Source organism: Gordonia oryzae (genome assembly GCF_003797185.1).
GTDB lineage: Bacteria > Actinomycetota > Actinomycetes > Mycobacteriales > Mycobacteriaceae > Gordonia > Gordonia oryzae.
In genome coordinates this window covers 200,417-215,899 of the sequence record NZ_RKMH01000009.1, presented here as the reverse complement: position 1 = coordinate 215,899, position 15,483 = coordinate 200,417, and the positions used below count along the sequence as shown (strand labels likewise).

Below are 15,483 nucleotides of genomic sequence, written 5' to 3'. Positions count from 1 at the left end.
TCGTCGAAGGCACGCGAGCGATGACGACGTGGGGTTGTGGGACACGGCCCGGTGGTCGCGGCGTGCGGATCGCCGCAGCGGTCACCGGACTCCTGGGCTTTCTGCTCGCGCTCCTCACCCCGCTACTGCCGGTGAATCAGTCCACAGCCGAAATGAACTGGCCGCAGGGGTCGGCGGTCGGCAACGTCGCCGCGCCGCTGGTGGCCTTCGTCCCGATCGACATGGACGTCGCGGTGCCGTGCTCGCTGGCCGCCGAGTTGCCGGCGTCGGGCGGGATGTTGCTCTCGACACTGCCCGGGGGCGGGCAGCAGGCGTCGGCGCGTGCGTTGTTCATCCGGGCGACCCCCGATGCCCTGGTGGTCACCGACCGCGATGTGGTCCTGCTGAGCACACCGCGTGTGGCTGCGCAGTCGAATCCGAACTGCCGCATCCTCTTCCATGCCGATGGCACCGGTGTCTCGGCGCGGTTCGCCGATGGTCGCGGGTCGGCGTCATCGGCACCGACCTTGCCCGGCGACGGCCAGCACTCCTTCTCGGTACCCGATCAGCAGATGCGCCCGCAGATCGTCGGCGTCTACACCGATCTCCCCTCGACGGTATCCCGCGATGGTCTGCATCTGCACGCCACCATCGACACCCGGTACGTCAACTCCCCGACCACGATCAAGATCATCGCCATCGTCGCGGGGATCGCGATGACGATCGCGTCGTTGGTGCTGCTGGGCGTTCTCGACCATCGGGATGGCCGCAGGCACAAGCGTTTTCTGCCCTCGGGCTGGTGGACAATCCGGGCACCCGATGTCGTGGTGTTCGTGATCCTGGCGTTCTGGTGGATCGCCGGCGCCAACACCTCCGACGACGGCTACAACTTCATCGTCGGTCGGATCACCAGCGCCGCAGGGTATGCCGACAACTACTTCCGCTACTTCGGCGTACCGCAGGACCCGTTCGGCTGGCACTTCCAGGTCATCGCCGCGATGACCCACGTCAGTCTGGCCGCGCCGTGGATGCGATTGCCCGCGTTCGCCCTCGGCCTGCTCGGTTGGTGGTTGATCTCACGCGAGGTGATTCCGCGGCTGGGGCGCGCGGTGCGTCACAGCACCCCTGCGGTGTGGTCGGCGGCCTTCGTCTATCTGGCCATCTGGTTGCCGTACAACAACGGCCTGCGCCCCGAACCCGGCGAGGCGGTGGGCGCGCTGCTGACGTGGTGTTGTGTCGAGCGTGCGATCGCTACGCGACGGTTGGTGCCGTACGCGGTCGCGGTAGTCGCCGCGGCGTTCACCCTGGCACTCGCGCCCGGTGGGCTGATGGCGGTGGCGGCTCTACTCGCCGGCGTCCGGCCGATGGTGAAGGCCGTGGTAACCCGACGGCGCCGTGACGGTCTGGTGCCCATGCTGGCGCCACTCCTCGCCGCGGGCACCGCGGTGCTGTTCGAGATATTCGCCACGCAGCCACTGATGCCGCTGCTCGTCGGTAATCAGGTCGCCACCGATGTCGGCCCGACTCTGCAATGGTGGGAGGAGCCGGTCCGCTACTACTACCTGATCCTGCCCACCGCCGACGGAACCTTGACCAGGCGCTTCGGCATTCTGGTGATGATCCTGTGCCTGGTCGTCGTGCTCTTACGACTGTTACGCAGTGCTCACCCGAACGGCATTGCCCGCGCACCGATCTGGCGACTGATCGCGGTGACCCTTGGCACCATGTTCTTCATCTCGTTCACACCCACCAAGTGGACCCACCACCTCGGTGTGTACGCCGGCATCGCCGGCGGTCTGGCCGCCGCGGCCGGGGCCATGATGGCACCGGCCATCCTGCGGTCGCGCCGCAACCGAAGCTTCTTCGCCGCAGCGCTTCTCGCGGTGACCGGCGTTTCTTTCACCGGAACCAATGGATGGTGGTTCGTCGGTAGTTACGGCGTCCCGTGGTGGGATCGGTCGCCGTCGCTGGGTGGCGTGCAGTTCGGCTGGGTGATCCTGGCCCTCGCGGTGATCACCGCGGCGGTCGGGCTGTGGTTCCACTTCCGCGACGACTACGTCGACGAGCCGACCCGCACCGGCCGCGCCCACCATTGGTACTCGCGGCTGACATTCTCCCCGCTACCGGTCATCTCGTGCTTGGTCATCGTGTTCACCGTCGCCACCTCCGCCAAGGGCGCCTACGCGCAGCGCGATTCGTTCTCCTGGCTCAACTCCAACATGCGCGCGCTCACCGGCAACTCGTGCGGCCTGGCCGAGGACGTACTCGTGGAGGCGGACCCGAACACCGGCCTGCTGCGCCCCGCTGCCGTCGACGGCCGTGCGGTACCCGACACCTCTGCCGCGCTGGCCGGCACCCCCACCGGAATTCCACCGAACGGATTCTCCCCCAACGGGATTCCGAATCAACTCAGTGTCGACACCACCGAGGACGACAGCGCGACGTCGGCGGCCAACAGCGCGCAATCGGGGGCCGGCGCCACCGAGTCTTCGTCGCCGGACGACTCCGCACAGGGCGGCACCGCCGGCGGTCAGGGCGCACGAGGTGTCAACGGGTCGACGGTGCAGTTGCCCTTCGGATTGAGCCCGTCGCAGACCCCGGTTCTGGGCACCTACGGGTCGCCGACCGGGACCGGAAGCCTGACCACGTCCTGGTATTCGATGCCGGCGCGGTCGGACGCCGCGCCGTTGTTGACGATCTCGGTCGCCGGATCGGTGCAGGCCACCGATGGGGTCGGCGTCGTCCATCCGGGCCAGCAGGTGATCGCCAGGTTCGGACGGCTCGGTGCCGACGGACGTGTGATCCCACTGGGAACGATGACGCCGCTTGATGTCAGTGAGGCACCGACCTGGCGCAATCTGCGCTTCCCCCTCGCGAATTCGCCGACACGGGCCGATGTCGTGCGCATCGAGGTCCGCGACAACGCAACCGCGCCCGCCGAATGGGTGGCACTCACCCCGCCGCGGATCACCACCATGGCCACCCTTAACGACGTCGTCGGACGCACCGATCCGGTGTTCATCGACTGGCTGCCCGGTATGGTGTTTCCCTGCCAACAGCCGATGGCCGTACACGACGGTGTGCTGCAGGTTCCCAAGTGGCGGATCATGCCCGACGCCGAGGCGACCCGCAAGAACAGCCAGACCTGGATGGCCGGTACGGCCGGCGGGCCGCTCGGCATCACCGAGGCCATGCTCACCCCCACCCTGTTGCCGACGTATCTGCGCAACAACTGGGCGCGTGACTGGGGTGGCCTGCAACGATTCACCGAGATCGATCCGGCGCCACCGGCGAGGCTCGACCTCGGTACCGCCCGGAGGTCGGGACTGTACAACCCTGCGCCGATGCGATCGAGCGGGTACTGACCACCCAACGCTTCGAGGAGACGACGACGCAGCGTCATCCGATCGTTATCCACCATTTCGGTTGCGTGACACATGTCGGGCCATGCTTGGGCACACCCCGCCCCGGCCATAGCGTTGGGATATGACCAGATCCCCGCCGCCGGACTCGGCAGCGAGACTGCGTCCACCCTCACAACGATCGTGCAGGCGCGGCTCGGTGCGGTCAATCACCTGCACCTCACCCTCAAGCTGCGTAGCGGAACGTCCTCGGCGCGAACGTCATCGGCGTGCACGAGATGATCGATCGACAGGTCGAGCTGGTGCGTGGATACGCCGGCACCATCGCCATCCTCGGTGAATCAACGAAGGGCAGGGCCAAGGCGATCGAGGCGGACCGTGCGAGGAACGACCACTCGTTCGGACGTGACACCGCCGACGCGCACCTCGGCGCACGGATCCTCGTGATCGCGTCGGTCATCATCTCAACGACCGCGATGGCCGTGGGTTTCGTCGGTTCGATTCTGCTCGCCCTGGCCTTCGTCGGGTTCTTTGTTATCCTGGCCACAGGCACTGTGTTCGCACTGTCCCGGCTCTGAGCGTCACGTCGGAGTACCGGGGGTCGATCGATCTCCTCTGCCGGCACCCCGGATGTGAAGACAATCGCATCCCACCCGTCTGGCCGCACTTATCCGATATCAGCAACCGATGTCGAATACCCGCGGCCACGAGGCAGATGGACGTGATCGTCGATGACATCCCAGCCTGGTCCGATCGCAGCGGAGAGCGGCTTCACCCTCTTCGATGATCTGGAGCTTCACATGCAATTCGCACCGGTGTGTCGACTGCACGACGGTGCCGTCGCCGCGGTCGAACTCACTTTGCGCGGTCCCACCGGAACGCGCCTGGGGACCGCTCGCGCTCTGCGTCGCGCCGCCCGTCTGATGGAACAACATCAGGCTCTCGACCGCCGCAAGAACGAGTACGCGGCCACGCCCACGGCTCAATCGATCGCGAAGATCCTGCCGCTGCTGGTGCCGATGGATCTCGAACTCATCGACGGCCTCGACGACGACACCCGTGATCGGCTCGAACAGCAGGTGCTCGTCGTACTCCCCGAAGCCGTCGAACGCAGCCCCCAACGCACTCTGGCGCGTGTGGCCCAGGCTCGACGACAAGGCCGCATCGTCTGTGTCGACGGCCTGTGCAGCAGCGATCAGGCGGCGACGCTGCTGTCGCTCGTCGAACCCGACATCGTCATCACCGGCGCCGACCTACTCGACGCCGTCATCGCACCCGACGGCACCAACGCCGATCCGGCGCGGCTGGCCCACACCCTGGCCGCCCACACCGAGCGCTCCCACGCCGTCGTCATCGCCGACGGCGTCGACACCGAGGCCAAACGCGTCGCCGCGATGACCGTGGGAGCCTCGTTCGGGACAGGTGCGCTGTATCCGTCCGTAGAGTCACCGGCAGCACTACAGGCCACGACCATCGTCGCGCTGCCCGAGCTGCCCGTCTGGTCGACCCCGCCGCCCGAGGCGGCCACGCCGTACGCCATCGCCTCGGCGTCACTCAGGCCGCGGCAGGGCAACAAACGCCTCCTGATCGAGATGAGCAAGGCGCTCGAAGAGCAGGCCGCGATCGGTGGTGCCGCCATCGTCGTCGGGACCTTCCAGCACGCCCGGCATTTCACCGAGCGCACCGCAGCACGCTGGCGGGCCATGTCCGAACGGACCGGTCTGGCCGGCGTGTACGGGGTCGACCTCGTCCATGTCCGCGACGGCAACGTGCACCGCGCCCCGCTGGACCCCGACGACGACCTGGTCGAGGAATGGAATGTCGCCGTGCTCGGGCCGCACTTCGCGGCGCTGCTCTCGGCGCGCGATCAACATCGCGGCGACGACGATCTGGACCGCACCTTCGACTTCGTCCAGAGCTACGACCGGGTCACCGTGACGCAGGCGGTGCACTCGATCCTGCAACGATTCGGCTGACTCCGGTCTCTCCACGTCGGCACACCAGCGGTGATGCTCAGCCTCACCTTGCTTGCGCGGTAGGGCTTTCGGCGTTTGGGTGGTTCCATGACCACTCGCGACGGCGTAGCTGCCGAGCACGATCCACCAGAGCCGCCGCACCAGCATTCGGCCGAACCCCATGCCAGGGGATCGTTGTCGAATCGTCTCAACTGGTTACGCGCCGGCGTGCTCGGCGCGAACGACGGCATCGTCTCCACTGCGGGAATAGTGATCGGTGTGGCCGCTGCGACCACTGACCGGGGACCGATAGTCACTGCGGGGATCGCCGGGATCGCGGCCGGGGCGGTGTCGATGGCGCTCGGTGAGTACGTGTCGGTAAGCACCCAGCGTGACACCGAAGAGGCGTTGTTGGCCAAGGAGAGCCGTGAGCTCCGGGAGCAGCCGCAGGCGGAATTCGACGAGCTCGTCGGTTTGTACGAGGAAAAGGGACTCACGCACGAGACCGCATGCCAGGTGGCGACCGAGCTCACCGCCCGCGATGCCTTCGAGGCCCACGTCGACGTCGAACTCGGCATCGATCCTCACGCATTGACCAGTCCGTGGCAGGCAGCCACCTCGTCGGCGGTGTCATTTCTCAGCGGGGCACTGCTGCCTATGCTGGCAATCCTGATCCCCCCGGCATCGCTGCGCATCCCGATCACCTTCATCGCGGTCGTCGCCGCGCTGGCAATGACCGGATTCACCGGCGCTCGGCTCGGCGGCTCGTCACCAGGGCGACCGGTGTGCCGCGTCGTGGTCGGCGGCGCGCTGGCGATGATCGTGACGTTCGCGGTCGGTCGCCTCGTCGGGCATGCGGTGGGGTGAGCGTCGGAAGGGAGACCATCGCTACCGGAAGTGGGGGTGTCCCAGATCGATGAAGGTGGAGCGAGGCGAGAGCGACGAGCCTCCAGACCGCCGGCCACGGTGGCAGGTCCGAACCACCGTAACCGGGAGCGACACGCGACGGGAACCGTCAGATCGGCATCAGGTAGTGCTTGCGCGGGGTGCGGACCATCCGCTTGTCCCGCAACTGCGCCAACGCCTTTCGTAGCTGAAGGCGGGTTTCGGCGGGTTCGATGACAGCATCGATGTAGCCGCGTTCGGCGGCAAGGTAGGGCGTGGCCATCATCGTGTTGTAGAAGTCGATGAAGTCACGACGAACCTTGTCGGCCTCGGCGGCCGACATGCCCTCGGTCTGGCGACGGGTGAGCACAGCTGCCGCCGATTCTGCACCCATCACCGCAATCTTGGCCGACGGCCACGCGAAGTTGAGGTCGGCGCCGAGTTGCTTGGAGCCCATCACCGCGTACGCACCGCCATAGGCCTTGCGTAGCACCACGGTGATCTTGGGGACATCCGCCTCGACGTAGGCGTAGAGGAATCGGCCTGAACGCCGAATCGTCGCCTTCTGCTCCTCGGCGAGGCCCGGGAGGATGCCCGGGGTGTCGACGAGGAAGATCAGCGGGATGCCGAAAGCGTTGCAAATGCGGACGAATCGCGCCGCCTTCTCCGACGAGTCGGTGTCGAGGGTGCCCGCCATCACGCTCGGCTGGTTGGCTACCACCCCGACGGCATGACCGTCAACACGCGCATATCCGGTGATGATGTTGGGCGCGAACAATTCTCCGACCTCGAGAAAGGCGCCGTCGTCAAACAGCTTGATGATGATGTCGTGCATGTCGTAGCCGGCGTTGTCGTAGTCCGGCATGAACGAGTTCAGCGAGAGATCGGACTCGGTGATCTCGGGCTCAAGTCCCGGATTGATCACCGGCGGATTCTCGTAACAACTCGACGGCATGTACTGCAGATACTCGCGGACCCACTCGAACGCGGTCTTCTCGTCGGCGGCGACGTGATGGATGTTGCCCCACCGCGCCTGATTGTGCGCGCTACCGAGGTCCTCGGCCGAGATCTCTTCTCCCGTTGTCTGTTTGATGATGTCCGGGCCGGTGACGAACATGTACGACTTGTCCTCGACGGCGACGAGGATGTCGGTGTTGGCCGGGGTGTACACCGCGCCGCCGGCGCACTTGCCGAGGATGATCGAGATCTGCGGCGCGAGTCCGGATAGCAGGTCGTTGCGCCGGCCCATCTCGGCGTACCAGGCCAGCGAGGTCACCGCGTCCTGGATCCGCGCACCGGCCGAATCGTTGATGCCCACCATCGGGCACCCGATCTTTCCGGCCCACTCCATCAACGCAGATACCTTGCGGCCGAACATCTCTCCGACTGTGCCGCCGTGCACCGACTGGTCGTGGGAGAACGCCGCCACCGGACGCCCGTGTACCAGGCCATGGCCGGTCACCACGCCGTCGCCGTATCCGGTCTCGGCGGCGCCGGGCATTTTGGCCAGAGCACCGATCTCGACGAAGGTACCCGGGTCGAAGAGCAACGCCAGCCGCTCACGCGGGGAGAAGATGCCCTTCTTCGCGCGCTTGGCGACCGCCGTCTCCCCCGCCGGCTCCTTGGCGAGTTCGAGCTTGGCCCTCAGGTCGGCGAGTTTGGCTGCGGTGGTGTCCATGTGATCCTCTGCGTGGTCCGCGGTGTCGCGGTCTGTCACTTGCTGGTGGTGGAACCGACGGTACCGAGTCGGCGGGTCAGATCGGCGCCGATTCTGCCGATGTACGGCTCATCGACGATCGACAGATGATCGCCGCCGATGTGGATGATCTCGAGGTCGTCGACCACCTCACCCCACCGACCGTCTTCGTCGATCTCCGCCCACTGCGGCTCAAGCTCGATCGCGCCGTCGTGCATCTTGTCGGCGCGGTACAACACGACCTTGCCGCCGTAGGGCGTCGGAGCGATGTTGGTGAGCGCGCGATTGTCGATGAACGAGGTGCGCTGGTGCTCGATGATTCCGCCGGGGATCTTGGTGCCCGACATCGACATCATTTCCATGATGATCGCGAACTGCCCCTCATCGTCGGCCTCGACGAGGCGATCCATCGGGATCGGGATGTCGGCGTCGAGATCGTAGTTGCGGATCGCGAAGTCCTTCCAACGCTCCAGTCGGGCCCGCTTGGTGTCGGGGGTCTCCACGACATCGTGGCGGGGACGGACAACGTCGATGAGACCCACGAACTCGACCTGCTCGCCCTCGTCGTGCAACACCTGCGCGGCACCATAGGCGAGCGCGCCGCCGAGCGACCAGCCGAGAAGAACGTATGGGCCGTGCGGCTGCAACTCGCGCAGGCGTGGCATGTATTGCCGCACACGCTCTTCGATGCTGCCCTCGACCCTGTCGAAACCAATGACCGGCACCGAATCCGGCAGCCGCTTGAGCAGCGCCTCGTACGCCGAGGTGTTACCGCCGGCGGGATGGAACAGCAGCACCGGAGTCGGATCACCGGCCCGCGGATCGTAGGTCTTCTTCCCTTCGATCAGTCGCAGGTAGCGCACAAATCCGTCGGTATCGGCGGCCGCGTCGAGGAACTCGCGAACATAGTTCGACATCTCCTCGATGGTCTCCGAATCGAGGATGTCCTCGACGTCGATGTCACCTCCGGTGCGCTCGTTGAGCTTGTCGGTGAGCGCTTGTGCCACATCCTCTTCGAGGACCGGCAACTTGTTGAAGATGCCGCCGGCCGAGCGTGTGGTGACCACCGCGTACACCCCGAACGTAAGCCGTTCGGCGGCGTCACGCGGCGGGACGTCGGAGCCCGCGGCCTCGGCGACCGCGGCCTGCGAGGTGAGGTCGGCGGTGGCCGGAGCGCTGTCGGCGGATTCCTGAGCGCGGTCGGCGGGAGCCGCGGCGCTGTCGGCGAGGACGGGAGCGCTGTCGGCAGTGCTCGGAGCGCTGTCAGCGCGTTTGGCGTTCTGCTCGTCGATGTAGGCGTTGAGCGCGGCGGTGTCGAGTTCGCCTCCGCCGGCAGCATTCTCGGCGAGGTCGTCGAGTTCGTCACGGTGATGGACCGCGTAGTTCACGAACTTGGAGACATCGGAGAGATTCGCCTGCCGCATGGCCTGAAGTTGCAGCTGCGGGATGTCGAACTCGAACTCCACACGATTCTTGATGCGCACGGCCATGAGTGAATCCAGGCCCAACTCGACGAGCGGGATCTCACGGGGCAGATCTTCAGGGTCATAGCCCATGGATTCGCCGACGATGATCGCCAGCCGGTCGTCGATGGACTCACCTGATTGCGGGTCCCACTTGTTACCGATGTCGTCGATGATTTCCTCTTCGACGACCACCGAGTTGTCGATGTAGCCGACCTTGCGCGGATCGATGGCGCCGTCGGCGGACTGGCGGGCGCCGTCGGCGGGTTGGGGGGCGCCGTCGGCGGACTGGCGGGCGCTGTCGGCGGGTTGGGGGGCGCTGTCGGCGGTAACGGCGCCGGTGTCGCCGGTGACGACCGCCTCGAACAGCAGGCGGAAGTTCCTGTCGTGCTTGGCATGCACGGTCACCGATGCACCACCCGGGTGCGGGCTCAGCGTCGTCGTGAGCGTGCCCTCGCCGACACCGATACCGGTCTCGCCGTGGGCCACCGCGGCACCGACCGTCGCCTCGGCGAGGACCTGCGCGGCCGCGGCACGGACCAGCTCACGCAGGTCGGTGACCGCGCCGGCGTTGACCTCCCAGGCATGCCGGCCGTCGGGCAGCGCCACGTGTGAACCGGGGATCGATCCGCTGCCCCCACCGGAACTCACGGTTGCCTTGAGCCAGTAGGGCTTTCGCTCGAATCGGGTGCGCGGGATGTCGGCGAACCCCCGGCCGGCGCCGGTGCCGAACAACGACGCGACGTCCACGGCGTGACCGTGCACGTACAGCTTCATCAGCGCATTGATGACTCCGAAGCTTTCGTCCTCTTTGCGACGCAGCGTCTCGATCAGCTCGGCGTTCTGGAGTCCGGCCGAGAACGTCACCGCCGCAACGGAGATCAGGACCGCCGGGTTGGGCGAGAGTTCGAGGAAGGTGCGGTGGCCATTTTCCACCGACTTCGCGATGGCCTGCGAGAACCACACACTGTGGCGCAGTCCCTTGAGGAAGTAGTCGATGGTGTGCACCGGCTCGTGCCCGGGGCGATAGAAGGCCTCACGGTCTACCGAGCTGTAGAAGCCGACGGTCGGGCGCTGCGGTTCGATTCCAGTGAGCTCGTAGGCCAATTCGCCGAGCAGCGGGTCCATTTGCGAGGTGTGGCTTGCGCCCTTGGTCTGCAGTTTGCGGCCGAGTTTGCCCTCCTTCTCGGCACGCTCGACGATGGCGTCGACCTGCGCCTCGGGACCACCGATGACGGTGTGGGTCGGCGCCGCGTAGACGCAGATCTCGAGGCCCGGGTAGTCGCCGAGGACGTCGTTGATGTCCTCGGCGGAGTATTCGACGAGGGCCATCAGCCGAATGTCGTCACCGATGAGCATCGACTCGCCCTCACCCATGAGACGCGAGCGCTGACAGATCACCCGTGTCGCATCCTCGAGCGAGAGACCGTTACTGATGTAGGCGGCCGAGGCCTCCCCCATCGAATGCGGTACCAGCACACCGGGTTGCGCACCGAAGTGGCGCAACGTGTCGGCGAGGGCGACCTGGATGGTGTAGATGCCGACCTGGCTGGCCTCGATGCCGTAGGTCTGCGCGTCGTCGAGGAACATCTCGACGATGGAGTATCCGAGTTCACGCTGCACGAGGTGATCGACGCGGTCGGCATACTTGGCGAAGACCGGGTTCTCGGTGTAGAGCTGCTTGGCCATCTTGCGATGCTGCGACCCGAAGCCGCTGAGCAACCACACCGCCGACGCGGCGTCCGGTGAATCTGCGGAGTACACAAGCGGATTGGCCTTGCCTTCGGCCACTGCCCGCACGCCCTTGACGGCGTCCTCGTGGGTGCGGGCCATCACGACGGCACGCGACCGTCCGTGATTGCGGTGAGCGAGCGCGCGGCCGATGTCGGCGAGCGGGGCACTCTGCCCGGCATCGGATTCGAGCCACTCGAGCAGATCGGCGGCCGCCTTGCGGCGCCGTGACGGCAGGAACGCCGAGATCACCAGCGGCACCACCGACCCATCGACCGCACAGGGCGCGAAATCGTCGGCCGGATCACGTTCGGCGACAACGGCGTCCGCTTCAGGAGCGACCGACTGCGCGGCGAGTACCGCACGCTCGGCCTCGGTGAGGAAGTCCTCGTCGTCGAGGTCGGCGGCCGGTGTCTCGGCATCGGCCGCGTCGGCCGGTTCGGCGACGGCGGCCGGTTCCTCGAGGTCGCCCGGGAGTACCTCGCGGACGATCACGTGGGCGTTGGTACCACCGAACCCGAATCCGGATACCCCGGCGATGGCGTGCCCGGAGTAGCGCGGCCATTCGGCGACCTCGTCGGTGACCTTGAGTCCGGTCGCCTCGAATTGGATGTAGGGGTTGGGTCCGGCGTAGTTCAGGGACGCGGGAATCTTGTTGTGTCCCATGGACAACACGACCTTGGCCAGTGCGCCCGCACCGGCTGCGGACTCCATGTGTCCGAAGTTCGTTTTGGCCGATCCGAGTAGCACGGGGGCGCCGACGACGCGTCCGCGACCAACCACCCGGCCCAGTGCGTCGGCCTCGATCGGATCACCGAGAATGGTGCCGGTGCCGTGCGCCTCGACGTAGTCGACCTGACGCGGATCGAGTGCGGCGTCGGCATACGCCGATCGCAGAACCTCCACCTGCGCCTCGGGATTGGGCGCGAAGATGCCATTGGAACGGCCGTCGGAGTTGACTGCCGTACCGGAGATCACCGCGAGGACCTGGTCTCCGTCGCGGCGGGCGTCGGCGAGTCGCTTGAGGACGAACAGACCGCCGCCCTCGGAACGCACCATGCCGTCGGCGTCGGCGGAGAAGGCCTTGATGTGCCCGTCCTTGGCGACCGCACCGATTGTGTCGAAGCCGACGGTCGCCGCCGGGGTGAGGATCATGTTGACGCCACCGGCCAGGGCGACAGCGGACTCCCCCGAACGCAGACTCCGCACGGCCTGGTGGACGGCAACCAGCGACGACGAGCATGCGGTGTCGATGGCGACCGACGGACCGTGGAAGTCGAAGAAGTAGGAGATGCGGTTGGCGATGATCGAGGTGGCGGTGCCGGTCAGGGCGTAGGCCGCGGTCTCGTCGGCGCCCTCCCCGAGACCGAGCGCGGCCATCAGCTGGTAGTCGTTGGTGGAGGTGCCGACGAAGACCCCGACGCTGCCGCCCTTGAGGTCGCTGGCCGGGATACGAGCGTGTTCGAGGGCCTCCCAGGTCAGTTCCAGCGCGAGCCGCTGCTGCGGGTCGACCATCTCGACCTCGCGCGGGCTCATCTGGAAAAAGTCGGCGTCGAATGACTTCACGTCGTCGAGATACCCGCCGCGCAGGTTGCGCTTGTCGAGGACCTCGGCCATCCGCGGATCGGCCTTGAACTCGGTCCAGCGATCGTCGGGAAGCTCGGAGATCCCGTCGCGGCCCTCGATCAGCGCCTCCCACGTCGACTCCGGCGACTGACCGGCCTTCGGGAATCGCGTGGAGAGCCCGACGATGGCGATGTCGTCGGCGTCGCTGCGCTCGCGCTCCCAGAAGCGGTCGTCGTCGGCATCGATGCCCTCGTCGGGATCGCCCTCGATGATGCGTGTCGCCAGCATCGCGATCGTCGGATGGTTGTAGGCGACGGTCGCGGTGAGGATGACGCCGGTCTTGTCCTCGACGTCGGCGGCCAGCGCCACCGCGTCGCGCGAGGACAGACCGAACTCCTCCATCGGGCGGTCATCGGAGATCTGATCGGCCGGTACACCGGTGGCCTGCGCCACCCAGTCACGCAACCAGTCGCGGAGCTCGGAGACGGTCAGCCCACCGGCGGTCTCCCCGTCGGTGCTGGTGACGTCGACGTGGTTGTTCGGCTCGTCGTTATTCAGTTCAGACATATCACTATCCAGTGTAATTGTCGGACCCGCCGCCTCCGCGCAGGTCCACTTGTTTGCCCCAGACCGGTTCAGGTCGTGTGTGCGACGCGCCGCGATGCAGGAGAAAGAGCAACAAGCGCGGTGACGCCGCGATGACGGCGAAGAGCCGCGCTCTTGGGCGCAGACACCCACGACGGCGGAGCCGGCGCCAAGAACACTGCCGGCACCATTACACCGAGTCTGGGAAGGCCGTCTGCTTATACCCACCCCGCAGGCTGCCGTCGATGTAGGCGGCCTTGGTCGCGCGGCGGGCGATCTTGCCGCTAGAGGTGCGCGGAATGGACCCGGCGGGGACGAGCAGGATGTCGCGGGCCATGACACCGTGGCGTCCGGCGATCGCTGCGCGCACGGTGTCGGCGACTTCTTGTGGGTCGTGGCGTTTGCCCGGTCCGCGCTCGGCGACGATGACCAGTTGCTCCGAAGCGTCGTCCGGGTCGAAGGTCAGTCCGCTGGTGGATTGCTCGAAAACCACCTTGGGCAGTTCGTTGGCCGGGACCGCGAACGCTGCGACGAAGCCTGGGCGCAGGGCCGGACTGGCTTCTTGCGCACTGAATTCGAGGTCCTGCGGGTAGTGGTTGCGTCCGTCGACGATCACCAGGTCCTTGACGCGGCCGGTGATGTAGAGCTCACCGTCGAGCCACACACCGTAGTCGCCGGTGCGCATCCAGGTTGCGTCGGCCGGAGCACCCGCGGTGTGGCTGTTCTGCGTGAGCGGTGTGGTGATGGTGTTCTCGAAGGTGTCCTTGGATTCCTGCGGCTTGTTCCAGTAGCCGGCGCCGATGTTGAGGCCGTGCAGCCAGATCTCGCCAACCTCGCCGTCGGCCTTCTCGATGCCGACGCCGGACTCGTCGTATTCGGCGGCGTCGACGATCGCGGCCCACTGGCTGAGCGCGACCTGTCCACAGGAGACCTGCGCGACGGCGTTGGGCGCGTCGGAGTCGATGACCTTCATCCGCCCGGCGTTGAGTTCTTCACGGTCGACGTGGATGACCTTGGCCTCGTTGTCGCGCTGGGTGGCCGACACGAACAGGGTGGCCTCGGCCATGCCGTAGCACGGCTTGATCGCAGTCTTGGGCAGCCCATACGGTCCGAATGCCTCGTTGAATTTCTTCATCGAACTGACGGTCACCGGTTCGGAGCCGTTGATCAGGCCGATGACGTTGGAGAGGTCGAGTTTCTCGCCCTCTTTCGGCAGGCCACGGGCGGCGGCGTGCTCGTAGGCGAAGTTGGGCGCGGCGGCGTAGGTGGGTGCGTTGTCGTCGTCGGCGGCGAGTTCGCGGATCCAGCGGCCGGGCCTACGCACGAAGGCCTGCGGGCTCATGATCGTGATGTATTTGCCGCCGAGCGCAGGCAGGATCACCGTGAGCAGGCCCATGTCGTGGAACATCGGTAGCCAGGTGACGCCGCGGGCGTTGCGGTCGATCTCGATGCAGTCGTAGATCTGCAGGACGTTGGCGGCCACTGCCTGGTAGGTGATCTCGACTCCGGCGGGCACCCGCGTCGATCCCGAGGTGTACTGCAGGTAGGCAACGGTGTCCTTGTTGTGGTCCTTACCGGCGATGGGTGCGACCCAGCTCGAGCCGACGGAGTCGGGCACCGCGTCGACGGCGATGACGCGGGGACGTTCCTTGGCCGGGCGGTCGGCGAAGAAGTTGCGGACCGCCTCGGCAGATGTGGTGGAAGTGAGGATCGCGGTCGGCTCGCAGTCGGAGAGGACCGCGGTCAGCCGGTCGGTGTGACCGGGCTCGTCGGGACTGAACAGCGGAACCGCGACGTTGCTGGCGTAGAGCGCGGCGAAGAAGCCGATCACGTATTCCAGCGACTGCGGGGCGAGGATCGCAACTCGGTCGCCGTGTGTGGTGACCTGCTGCAGCCGTGCCGCCACCGCCCGCAGCCGTTTGCCGAATTGCGCCCAGGTGAGGTCCTGGCGTTCGCCCTCGCGCTCCCGGCTGTAGTCGATGTAACGGTAGGCGAGTGTGTCAGCCGCGTCTCGGACGTTGCGCTCGACGTAGTCGACGAGCGTTGCGTCCTCGGTGAAGTGCAGCTGACGGTTCTCGTCGAGGAACTGCTCAAATTCAGTCTTCAGCATTCATTACTCCTGTGGCCCCCGCGTTCCTGCCCCAAATGGGCATACCGTGCGTACCTCGTGGCACACCCCGCGGCGCCCGACCGCGCTGCTCGATTCAGTGTGACCCTCGAGTCGTCCCGTACCGTGCACCAGTGGTCGTGTCGGTACCCAT

At 66.6% G+C, this 15,483-nt stretch carries 8 protein-coding genes; 5 read left to right on the top strand and 3 right to left on the bottom strand.

The features are described from left to right. Positions 1 to 20: 20 nt before the first annotated feature. The 5 genes from EF294_RS13520 (at position 21) to EF294_RS13505 (ending at position 6,163) form a co-directional block, all read left to right on the top strand. Positions 21 to 3,344, top strand: coding sequence for an arabinosyltransferase domain-containing protein (locus EF294_RS13520; protein WP_185091081.1), 3,324 nt, complete (start codon positions 21 to 23; stop codon positions 3,342 to 3,344). Between the two features lie 72 nt (positions 3,345 to 3,416). Further along, positions 3,417 to 3,623 (top strand): hypothetical protein, encoded by a 207-nt coding sequence (locus EF294_RS22725; protein WP_425459431.1) that lies wholly within the window; start codon positions 3,417 to 3,419, stop codon positions 3,621 to 3,623. After that, positions 3,620 to 3,919 carry a hypothetical protein gene (locus EF294_RS22720; RefSeq protein ID WP_425459430.1) on the top strand — a complete coding sequence of 100 codons (300 nt, stop codon included), beginning with the start codon at positions 3,620 to 3,622 and terminating at the stop codon, positions 3,917 to 3,919. Before EF294_RS22725 ends, EF294_RS22720 begins: the two co-directional genes overlap by 4 nt. 153 nt (positions 3,920 to 4,072) lie before the next feature. Then, positions 4,073 to 5,317, top strand: coding sequence for a DICT sensory domain-containing protein (locus EF294_RS13510; RefSeq protein WP_123930824.1), 1,245 nt, complete (start codon positions 4,073 to 4,075; stop codon positions 5,315 to 5,317). An 87-nt stretch (positions 5,318 to 5,404) separates the two neighbouring features. Next, positions 5,405 to 6,163 carry a VIT1/CCC1 transporter family protein gene (locus EF294_RS13505; protein ID WP_123930822.1) on the top strand — a complete coding sequence of 253 codons (759 nt, stop codon included), beginning with the start codon at positions 5,405 to 5,407 and terminating at the stop codon, positions 6,161 to 6,163. 148 nt (positions 6,164 to 6,311) lie between these two features. Here the strand turns inward: EF294_RS13505 and EF294_RS13500 are convergent, their stop codons facing one another. The 3 genes from EF294_RS13500 to fadD32 all read right to left on the bottom strand — a co-directional run bounded on the left by EF294_RS13500 (position 6,312) and on the right by fadD32 (position 15,332). Beyond that, positions 6,312 to 7,859 carry an acyl-CoA carboxylase subunit beta gene (locus EF294_RS13500; protein ID WP_123930819.1) on the bottom strand — a complete coding sequence of 516 codons (1,548 nt, stop codon included), beginning with the start codon at positions 7,857 to 7,859 and terminating at the stop codon, positions 6,312 to 6,314. A gap of 35 nt (positions 7,860 to 7,894) precedes the next feature. Beyond that, positions 7,895 to 13,204 (bottom strand): polyketide synthase Pks13, encoded by a 5,310-nt coding sequence (pks13, locus tag EF294_RS13495; protein ID WP_123930816.1) that lies wholly within the window; start codon positions 13,202 to 13,204, stop codon positions 7,895 to 7,897. 208 nt (positions 13,205 to 13,412) lie between these two features. Further along, a complete protein-coding gene (gene fadD32 / locus EF294_RS13490) occupies positions 13,413 to 15,332 on the bottom strand; it encodes a long-chain-fatty-acid--AMP ligase FadD32 (RefSeq protein ID WP_123930813.1) in 1,920 nt (639 codons plus the stop codon). Positions 15,333 to 15,483 lie beyond the last annotated feature (151 nt).